10 protein-coding genes and 2 pseudogenes are annotated in these 8,502 nt (G+C 41.1%); 9 read left to right on the top strand and 3 right to left on the bottom strand.

Annotation, left to right across the window (positions count from 1 at the left end; translation table 11 throughout):
- Positions 1–318: 318 nt before the first annotated feature.
- The 3 genes from HDT10_RS05395 to HDT10_RS05385 are packed head-to-tail and all read left to right on the top strand — an operon-like array spanning position 319 to position 2,045.
- Positions 319–786, top strand: a complete 468-nt coding sequence (locus HDT10_RS05395) for a MerR family transcriptional regulator (protein ID WP_290880878.1) — start codon at positions 319–321, stop codon at positions 784–786.
- Complete coding sequence (locus HDT10_RS05390) at positions 776–1,282, top strand: carboxymuconolactone decarboxylase family protein (RefSeq protein WP_290880876.1); 507 nt, start codon at positions 776–778, stop codon at positions 1,280–1,282. Before HDT10_RS05395 ends, HDT10_RS05390 begins: the two co-directional genes overlap by 11 nt.
- Positions 1,275–2,045: an NAD(P)H-binding protein gene (locus HDT10_RS05385; protein ID WP_290880874.1), complete on the top strand. Its 771-nt coding sequence runs from the start codon at positions 1,275–1,277 to the stop codon at positions 2,043–2,045. Before HDT10_RS05390 ends, HDT10_RS05385 begins: the two co-directional genes overlap by 8 nt.
- Before the next feature lie 88 nt (positions 2,046–2,133).
- On the opposite strand, the gene HDT10_RS05380 is transcribed toward HDT10_RS05385, so the two are convergent.
- The 3 genes from HDT10_RS05380 to HDT10_RS05370 are packed head-to-tail and all read right to left on the bottom strand — an operon-like array spanning position 2,134 to position 5,646.
- Complete coding sequence (locus tag HDT10_RS05380; protein ID WP_290880871.1) at positions 2,134–3,693, bottom strand: AlwI family type II restriction endonuclease; 1,560 nt, start codon at positions 3,691–3,693, stop codon at positions 2,134–2,136.
- Positions 3,653–4,600: a Dam family site-specific DNA-(adenine-N6)-methyltransferase gene (locus tag HDT10_RS05375; protein ID WP_290880869.1), complete on the bottom strand. Its 948-nt coding sequence runs from the start codon at positions 4,598–4,600 to the stop codon at positions 3,653–3,655. The genes HDT10_RS05380 and HDT10_RS05375 overlap by 41 nt, the downstream gene beginning before the upstream one ends.
- Positions 4,600–5,646, bottom strand: a complete 1,047-nt coding sequence (locus tag HDT10_RS05370; protein WP_290880868.1) for a DNA adenine methylase — start codon at positions 5,644–5,646, stop codon at positions 4,600–4,602. Before HDT10_RS05370 ends, HDT10_RS05375 begins: the two co-directional genes overlap by 1 nt.
- Before the next feature lie 14 nt (positions 5,647–5,660).
- Between HDT10_RS05370 and HDT10_RS05365 the strand changes: the two genes are divergently transcribed.
- The 6 genes and pseudogenes from HDT10_RS05365 to HDT10_RS05345 all read left to right on the top strand — a co-directional run.
- Entirely contained in the window at positions 5,661–5,972 is a 312-nt protein-coding gene (locus HDT10_RS05365) for an aldo/keto reductase (protein WP_290880866.1), read from the top strand.
- 90 nt (positions 5,973–6,062) lie between these two features.
- Entirely contained in the window at positions 6,063–6,482 is a 420-nt protein-coding gene (locus HDT10_RS05360) for an EVE domain-containing protein (RefSeq protein ID WP_290880865.1), read from the top strand.
- On the top strand, positions 6,472–6,729 hold the full coding sequence (locus HDT10_RS05355) for a zinc ribbon domain-containing protein (protein WP_290880864.1): 258 nt from the start codon (positions 6,472–6,474) through the stop codon (positions 6,727–6,729). The genes HDT10_RS05360 and HDT10_RS05355 overlap by 11 nt, the downstream gene beginning before the upstream one ends.
- 210 nt (positions 6,730–6,939) lie before the next feature.
- Positions 6,940–7,041 (top strand): annotated as a pseudogene (locus HDT10_RS10230) (twin-arginine translocation signal domain-containing protein); the annotation flags it as partial.
- 48 nt (positions 7,042–7,089) lie between these two features.
- Positions 7,090–7,992 (top strand): SDR family oxidoreductase, encoded by a 903-nt coding sequence (locus tag HDT10_RS05350; RefSeq protein WP_290880863.1) that lies wholly within the window; start codon positions 7,090–7,092, stop codon positions 7,990–7,992.
- Positions 7,993–8,077: 85 nt separating this feature from the next.
- Positions 8,078–8,502, top strand: a pseudogene (locus HDT10_RS05345) (class I SAM-dependent DNA methyltransferase); the annotation flags it as partial.

Below are 8,502 nucleotides of genomic sequence, written 5' to 3'. Positions count from 1 at the left end.
TATATCTAAGTTAGCTTAAGGGGAGTTGAAATAAATTAAGATAAATAAAAATAATGGAGAAGTTCATCAGGAATTAAATGATTGGATTATTGAAAATGTTATTATAAGGGGGGGGAATCGTAAGAATACATAGAATTAAAGCAAACCATTCATTTCACACTACATTATATTACGCAATGACAACCCACCATCTCCCTCCTCCTTGACAAATACCAAGTGTTAGGGATTATAATATGCGCTGTGGTTTGTTGGCGCGCCCAAAAACGCACAAGGGCGGCGACAAAGCCGCGCAGACACGACACAAACGAGGTGACAACGATGACATATACGATTATCGAGGTGGAACGCAAAAGCGGCATTCCCTCGCGCAAAATACGCTTTTGGCTCGACAAGGGGCTGTTTCCGCGCATTTACAAAGACAAAAACGGCGTGCGGCTTTTCAGCGCGCAAGATGTCGATTGGCTCTGCTGGATTGAGCTCTATCGCGGGCTTGGAATGAGCATCAAAGACATTGCGCATTACAGAAACCTCGCCGACAAGGGCGATTCAACGCTGCAAGAACGGCTCGCGATTATCCAAAGCCAAAAGGCGAAGAATCTCGCCGAGATTGCGAAGCTGCAAGAAGCGATTGCGATGCTTGAATATAAAGAAAATCTTTATATTGAGCTTATCACAAACGGGAGTGCACACTACAAACCGCGCAGCTTTGGCGAATGCAAGAAGATTCTGCAACAGCAATGCCAAACCAAAAAAAGAGGCAAAAAAGGAGAAAAGAATGCAAAATGAGACTTGCGACAACAAGAGACGCGAGGTGTTGCGCGATGCGCTCACGCTCGCTTTGGGCTCTGGCGCGTTTGGCACGCTGGACGCGCACGAGCAAAGACAAACAAAAAATAAAGGAGAGACAATGACACGATTTGACAGAGGGCTTGCGCAGCTTCAAGCGATTGACGGCGAGGCGGGGCAAAAGGTCATCGACAGCCTCGCGAATATCGCGCCCGATTTGGGCAATTTTATCATCGAGTTCGCGTTTGGCGACATCTACACGCGCGGCGAGCTAAACCTGCAAGAGCGCGAGCTCATCACGCTTTCGAGCCTGCTCACGGCGGGCGGTTGCGAGCCGCAGCTTGAGGTGCATATCAACGCGGCACTCAATGTCGGAATCACGCCCCAAAAGGTGATTGAGACCTTTATGCAGTGCATTCCATACACTGGATTCCCGCGCGTGCTCAACGCGGTTTTTGCCGCCAAGAAAGTCTTTGAGGAGAGGAAAATTGCCTAGAATCTGCCAAAAAATCGTGCAAAGAATCCAATCGGGTGCAAAACTTTGCTTTCTGCTCGCGCTTTCGAGCCTCGTTGCGGGCAACGCGTGGAGCGCGGAATGGAATGCACAAGATTTTGCAAATCTACACAACAAAGGAGAAAATATGAAAATTCTAATCATTGGTGCAAATGGGAGCGTGGCGCGATGGGTGATTGAGGCATTCCTTAAAAACACCGATGTGAATCTCGTGCTGTTCTTGCGCAATGCCAAGCGGCTCGAGCGAATCGAATCGCTACAATCGCCGCGCGTGCAAGTCATCGAGGGAGACGCGACAGACAAAGACGCATTGAAAAAGGCGATGCAAGACGTGAATGTTGTCTATGCCAATTTGGCAGGCAATCTTGCAAAAATGGCGACAACGATTGTCGAGGCGATGAATGAAAGCAAGGTTGAACGTTTGATTTGGATTAGTTCGTATGGAATCTACCAAAACGAATATCAGGAGATTCCAAATCAGGCTTTTGGCAGCATCAACCCCGCGCTTGCGCCCTATCGCGAAAGTGCGCTGATTGTCGAGGGCTCGAATCTGAAATATACGATTATCCGCCCATGCTGGTTTAGCAATGTTGATGAGATTGATTACGAGCTCACGCAAAAAGGCGAAGCGTTTAGGAATCCAAGCGGGCTGATTTCGCGCAAGAGTATCGCGCATCTTGTCGTGCGCTTGGCGCTAGAGCCCGATTTTGGAATCCGTCAGAGTTTGGGGATTAATAAGCCGTAAGAATCCGAGACAACAGACTTACATTTGATTTGTAAGTGTAATGGGAAATATGCAGGTTTAGATATTTAAAGTTTTGATTGGCAATGTTCTATAAAAATTGGAAAGCTTGTTGATTTTGAGCAATAGTTTTAAGCTGATGAATAAACTCTAAAATATCAAAATTTCTAATGTCTAAACCATCTTTAAACTTAATAAACTCTACATAAACTTTAGAATCTTCAAAAATTTTTGGAGCAATGAATATAGCAAAATGTGTCAAAGTCTCGCCCTTATTAGATTCTATGAGGCTTTTTAAATGCCTCGTAATTGGCAAAAGCTCACTATGAACTTGTCCTCTGCCACAAATAAGACTAACTTCTACAATAGATTGACTTTGAAAGTCTTTACAGACAATATCAGGTTGATTACCACTAGCATGGCACTTTGGCAATCCCTCATCATCAATGCTATAATTTGGCATAATCTCTAGTGTGCTAAAGTGTTGCTTCAAAGCAATAGCGGTTAAAAATTCAAATCTCGTAGACTCTGGGATAAATTTTAATACTTCATCTTTACTACACAACCTGCAAGTTAAAATGTGTAATTCATGGTAAATTTGGTCTTTTGTATATTGATTAGCAAATTTTTCTAGCGTTTGAATTTTGAGCGCGTTCTGGCTACTTGGCTTACTAACTTCCTCAATCTCTAAAATCGTGGAATCAATCTCCCCCATATACGAAAAATATAATTTTTTATCAATAAAATTTTTAAAATTAGAATAATTTGCTATTACATACTCAATTTTTGGTAGCTCAAAGGTATTGAAGTCTAAAAATCTCCCGTTCCCACGAAGCGAAATAATACCTGTAATACGCATTTTTCTTATATATTCATCGACAGCTTCATTACAGATTTGGGAAATCTTAAATCGTATTGTGTTGTTAGAATTTAAAATCTCTAAACATCTATCATAAACTATTTCTCGCGGATAGGAGAAACTTGGAATTAATTTTCTAAACTCCAAAATATACGCGCAAAGTGCGCTATAGTCGTCATTTTTCCAACATAAGAAAAAAGGAATCTCTAAGATATGGATTTTTGAATCTCCGATTTTCTCTTTTAAAAGTCTCATTGTATTAAGGAGTAAAAGTAATGGAACATTCGCATTTAAAACACTTCTAAAGGGATTATTGCATTGATATTTCATCATGCAATTTAAAAATATATTTGCAATCTTTGCTTCATTGTTTTCATTTACAGCATCTATAAGTAAATGTCCTGTCTTAGAGATTTTTAAAGGTTCATTCATTGCATAAAAACAAAATCCAAACTCCATAGGGAGTTTATAAAAAGTATCAAAGCGTGAATCCCAACCTCTACTAAACCCAGCTTCTTTATGATTTTGTGGTGAATTGTCTATGATTTCTTGTACTTGGGAATCGGTGAAATATTCATCAGATTCTAAAATATCTTTGAAATTTAGTTTTGCATAATTTGGAGTATAGAACTTATTTTGAATCCAATTAGCGATTATTTCCATAATAATTTCATGTGTTAAGATTCTCTCCTCATAGGGCAATAAAGCTTTGAGGAAAGCAGCTATCCTTTGAGGATTTCTCATTGTGGTGCTAAAAGAGAGAATTTTGTATTGTGCGTTTCTTTTTGACATTGGTTACATAAACCTCCACAGAATCTTTTTTAATGCTATTATCATTAAAACTGATATAATTACTTTGTATAATATGTGTTTCGTATCTATTAGCAAATTTTTCTAAAATCCTATTGTATTTTCTCTTATGACATAAAAGATTACTAATACCCCATTGTATCCCCTTATCATTGAGGCTATTTAAGATTCTATAAAGTTCCATCTCTGAAGATTCACTCCATAGTTTGTTGTATTCGCTATCACTGATGAGATAGGGTGGGTCAAGGTAAATAAAGTCTCCATCGTCCATTTGCACCGATTCTAAAAACTCTGCATAATGAAGATTAAAAAATGAGATGGGAATATCTTGGACAAAGTGGCAATAATCCTTTAATGCTTGTATTACATTTGCATTAAAATCTACATTCCCCACAGGCAGATTAAAATCTCCTTTACTATTAAATCTAAGCATTCGATTAAAACCATAAATGAGTAGCAAATAAAGCCTCACCATATCATTTTTATTTTGATTAAAATCATTCCTTAAGCGTAAATAAGATTCTTTATTGTATTTGGCAAAATATGTCTTTTTAAAAGTCGCTCTTAAATCTAGCGGTGGAATGATATTTTTAATAGAACAAGAGAGATTATAATCCTCTATCACCTGAAACAAAGAATCTAAAATCTTTTGTTGCGATTGAGTTTGCAAAAATAAATGTAAATTGATAAGATAGGGATTTATATCATTGAGCAAATATTGTTTTGCTTTAATGTTGAGAAATGAACTCCCACCGCCCACAAAAGGTTCAATATAGGTTTTTATTTTATTAGGGAAAAGCCTTTTGAGCTGTGGCATTAGCTTATATTTATCTCCTACATAGAAAAATGGGGAGCGGATAGAGTTTTCTTGTATAGTCCTAGAAGTCATTAAAAACACCTACACACAAATATAAACTCTTTATGATTGATAAAATCTGTTTTTCCACTACTAAAAGCTTTGTAGTCAAAGTCAAATATTTGCGTTTTCCCTGCAGATTCCAAAATCATTTTAATTTCTTGTAATTGTATCTTATTCTTGCTTGAGCTAGATTTGGAAGCATAAGTATTATTATAACTCACCACCAATACCTTACATATCTTTGCTAAGGATTTTATCAAATCCCTAAAAACCTCTTTTGCTCCAACCTTGCAGTATTTGCTGATATTTTGTGGCTGCGGCTTGAGGGCAACGCCATAAAGCTTTGGCTTATCATTTTTGGCTAAAGTTTCTAATAAATGATAGAATCGTGAATATTGCCTTGAATTATAAGGAGGATCAATAAAAGCTATATCTATTTGTCTTTTTTGCTTACATAAATTTTTAACCAAAAGATTAGAATCTTGTCGATATATTTCTATCTTTGCATTGCTTGTAATAGGTTCTATCAGCTCATACACAAACCTATCCTGTAAAGCAATATTTTTACGATACGCATCATAATGCCCCACCGTATTTGCGATTCTATCGCTGCTATAAATGAGGCTGCTCAAAAGAATATAAAACTCTTTTGTGTTGATTTGCTGATTTTGCAACATTTCATCTAAATTTTCTCTAATTTCTCCTATGATTCGTGTGTCATTGTGACTAAAAAACTTGCCCCCAAAATGTTCTGAATAATAATTTTTTGGCAAACTCGTAGAATCTAAATTTTGGAAATGCGCTTGAATCTTTTGTAGCTTATCAATATTAAATTTTCCTTGCGCAAAGAATCCTTGATAAATAGCGAAATTAGAGTGCAAAAAATCATTCATCACGAACTGCCCAAATTGTGGCTTTTGCATAAAAAATTCGCTCACCACTCCTGTGCCTGCAAAGACATCAAAAAAGCTAAGATTGCGTGCGTTTGTGTAATCAGAGCTTTCCACAATCACCCTATCAATTTGCTCCAACAGCTTCGTCTTTGCCCCTGTGTAGCGGCGATTTGCAAGCCTCAAGCAGCTCTCCTTTTTTGGGATTTGCAATTATACAACAAATCTATTATTATTCTATAAATATGGCTCTGCCTGAACAAATTCGCGACATTGCGCGCCAAAAGAACGCTACAGCGGCGCAGATTGCGCTTGCTTGGGTGTGTGCGCAAAAGCCCTTTATCGCGCCGATTTTTGGCACAACTAACGCGAGCAGGCTCGAGGAGAATCTCCAATCGAGCGCGATTGCCTTGAGTGGCGAGGATTTGCGCGCCATCAATGCCGCGCTTGGCAAAATTACGATTGTTGGCGACAGGTATAGCGGCGAGGCGGCAAAACTTGTCGGGAAATAGCGCAATCGCATTAGGCGCGCTTTGCGAGGCGCGCAAAATGTGCCGATAATATGGTATAATGCGGCTCTGATTTCTGCTTAAGGAGCTAGAATGCGGTATTTTATCGGCGTGGCGTCAAAGAATCATATCAAGGTTGGTTGTGCTGGGGGGTTTGCGCAGCTCTGCCATGGCAAGGCTGCGCCCCTTAGGCGCATGCGGCAGGGGGATAGAATCGTCTATTATAGCCCAAAACTTTGCATGGATTCTAAAGAACCTTACCAAAAATTTACGGCTTTGGGAACGATTGCCGATGAAAATGTGTATCAAGTTGAGATGTTTCGGGGTTTCTTTCCTTTTCGGCGCAATGTTGCGTGGGATACAATTGCGCGAGAATGCCCGCTTGGCATCGCAAAGATGCATTGCGAATGGAAAGAATATGCGCCAAAATTACGCTTTGGGCATTTTGAGGTTTCAGAAAGCTTTTTTGGGTTTTTGGCAGGGTATATGATGGGAGATTCTTATGGAGAATAAAATATGTCAAAGTTGCGGTATGCCCATAGATTCCGAGGAACAATTGGGGCGTAATCAAGACGGAAGCATAAATCTTGATTATTGCAAATATTGTTATGAAAATGGTGATTTTATAGACAAAGTATCGATGCAAGAATATATACAAATGTGCTCTTTATATGGCGCACAAGCGGGAATGAGCAATGAGCAAATGAGGCAATATTGCACGAAATTATTCCCGACCTTGAAAAGGTGGCAGGGTGATTAGGCAAGATGATGTTTGGAATACTGCATAGAAAATTACTTTTACCTCTTTAAGCTCTATCTTGCAGGCTTGTCAAATCACATTCAAATATTTTGCAACTCAATAACTGATTTGTATCATGGAATCAACACTAAATTGTAACCAATCGCCCCACACACCCCACTCAAAATCTCCCCAAATTCCCCATCGTCCCCTTGACAAACACTAGGTGTCATGCCTTATAATGCCAAAATCTTTTCACAAAGGAGCACGATGCACAATCGGAGAAAATTCCTCAAAACCCTTGCCCTCACGGGCGCGGTCATAGGCGCGGGCGCAATGCCCATATTTGCGCAAAACACCACAAAAAATAAAGGAGCAATAATGAAAAATCAAGTTTGGTATATCACGGGCGCGAGCGGGGGCTTGGGCTTGGAACTCGCAAAATATTTGCTAGAAAAAGGCGACAAAGTCGCGGCGACATCGCGCAAGCTCGCGAACCTCGAGGATAAGCTCGGCAAAGAGAGCGAGAATTTTTTGCCGCTGCAATTGCGCTTTGACAAAGGGCTCAACGCACAGATTGCACAGAATCTCGCGGCTGTGCAACAAAAATTTGGCAGGCTCGATAATGTCGTGAATAACGCAGGTTACGGGCTTTTGGGCTTTGTCGAAGAAGTCAGCGAAAGGCAGCTTCGCGAGCAATTCGAGGTCAACGTATTCGCGCCATTCCTTGTCGCACAACATGCGCTGAAAATCTTGCGCCCCCAAGCGCTAAGCGAGGGCGGCAGCGCAGCAAACATCAGGGCGCGCATCTTCAACCTTAGCTCGATTGGCGGCTTCCGCGTGAGCAACAATTCCACGCCCTATTGTATGAGCAAATTCGCGATAAGCGCGCTAAGCGAGGGGCTGCTGCTCGATGTGGGCGAGTATGGAATCCACACCATCAATGTGATGCCCGCCGGATTCCGCACCGAGTTTTTGGGCGCGAGCATGGTCAAGGGCGAGCTCAAAACGACAGCCTATGACGCGAGGCGCAAGTCGTTTGAGGAACGCAGCGCGGCATATAGCGGCAAGCAGGCGGGCAATCCGCAAAAGTTTGCGCAGATTCTCTATGAGGTTTCGCGCAATCCAAAGCCGCCATTTAGCCTATTTATGGGCGATGCGGCATTCAAGAGCGCGCAAAATAAAATCGCGTGGGTGCAAGAGGACATCAAAGCGACAGAGGCTGACGCAGGCGCAGCAGCAGACTTTGCAGACGCGGGCGGCAGCGCGTTTGATAGGCGCTAGCGCGGCGCGGTAGGGCATGGTGTGGTTTTTAAGGGGCTTTAAAGCGTATGCACGCTAGAATGGGCAAAAACGAGCGGGAGGAGACATGCGCTATTGCCCTAGAACATTGCAAGATTTTGTGCAAAGCCATAGCCCTTTTTCTCCCGCAAAAGACGCGCTTGGGGAGTTTGGGCAAAGCTTGGAATCATATCTAGCGGGCATTGCAGATTCTAAGGGCGAATCAGAAGAACACCAAAAAAATCTTTTGCGCGATTTCTTGAACCAAGCCTTTGGTTATGATTGCAACACGAAAGATAGAATCGATTTGGCAATCTATGATGATTCTGTGCCAAAAGTGCTTTTTGAAGTCAAAAAAAGCGACAATGTGCAAGAATTTGTGAAGCCTAATGCACAAAATCCAAATCTTGAATGCAAAGCATTCTATGAATCCATTCTCTATTTTCTGCGTGAGACCATCACAAATAAAAACAACAATTTAACACATATTGTCTTAACCAACACAGAGGATTT

It is taken from the genome of Helicobacter sp., assembly GCF_014799995.1.
Lineage (GTDB): Bacteria > Campylobacterota > Campylobacteria > Campylobacterales > Helicobacteraceae > Helicobacter_D.
Note: the sequence above shows the minus strand (reverse complement) of the source record. Positions and strands in the feature narration are given on the sequence as shown.